This window comes from Leptotrichia sp. oral taxon 879 str. F0557 (genome assembly GCF_000469385.1).
Taxonomy (GTDB): domain Bacteria; phylum Fusobacteriota; class Fusobacteriia; order Fusobacteriales; family Leptotrichiaceae; genus Leptotrichia; species Leptotrichia mesophila.
The window spans coordinates 1-1,058 of sequence record NZ_KI271318.1 but is presented as its reverse complement, the minus strand read 5'-3'; the positions used below and the strand labels follow the sequence as shown (position 1 = coordinate 1,058).

1 protein-coding gene is annotated in these 1,058 nt (G+C 21.7%); it reads left to right on the top strand.

Annotation, left to right across the window (positions count from 1 at the left end):
- Window positions 1–146 precede the first annotated feature (146 nt).
- Window positions 147–1,058, top strand: a 912-nt coding sequence (locus HMPREF1552_RS05130; protein WP_021744042.1) for a replication initiation protein, incomplete at its 3' end; no start/stop codon positions are given.

The window sequence follows — 1,058 nt, the reverse complement described above, 5'->3', positions numbered from 1 at the left end:
TTATATCTTTTAAAATATTTTATATCTTTTAGGTGTCTTCAATTAACGATAAATAAAGATATAGAATATGCAATAAGGGGAGTTTTTGTTTACAATCTCCTTTTTGTTTGTTATAATAGTTGTAATAAATATTTTGGAGGTTTATTATGAATGATGTTGTGAAGTATCATAATCATTTTAACTCAATATCATTAAAAAACTTTAATAGTATTGAATTAAATTTATTAATGGCAATTTGTTCTCAAATTAGAGATAAAGGAATTGATGAGATAACGTTGAATTTTTCAGAATTGAAAAATATGGTAAAATATAAGCATAGAGGAAATGTTAGATTTGTAAAGGATTTAGAGCAAATTTATAAAAAGTTGATAACTTTAAGTATTAGAATTGAAACAAAGGAAGTAATTGATAATTTTGTTTTATTTACTCGATACAGAATAATAAAAGAAGATCAAACAGTTACTATAAAGGTAAATGAAGATTTTAAATATTTATTGAATAATTTAGTGAAAAAATTTACTCAGTTTGAACTTGAAGAATTTATTCATTTAAAATCAAATTATAGTAAAGAAATCTATAGAAGGCTAAAACAATTTAAAAGTACAGGATTTTGGAAAATAAAAATAGATGACTTTAAAGAATTATTAAATATTCCAGAGAAATATAGAATGTCAGATATTGATAAATATGTTTTAAAAATATCAAGAAGTGAACTAGAAAATCATTTTAAAAATTTTGAAATTATTAAGATAAAAAAAGGAAGAAAAATAGAATATATCGAATTTAAGTTTACTCCAGAAAAAAAAGATAAAGAAAAGATTTCAGGCAGTAAGGATGAGCCGATACGTCAAAATAAATCTCAAAAAGGAAAAGAAAAAATATTGGAAAAAATAGTTCCAGAAAGAAAAACAAGAATAGTTGAAGCTCCTCCTAAAATAGAAAAAGAAAAAACTTTAAGAGAAAAAATTTGGGATAAAATTAATGAAAATACAGAAACAATAGAAAATTTGGAAGCGATATATATAGGACTAAAAGATAAGATACAATTTAAAAAATTA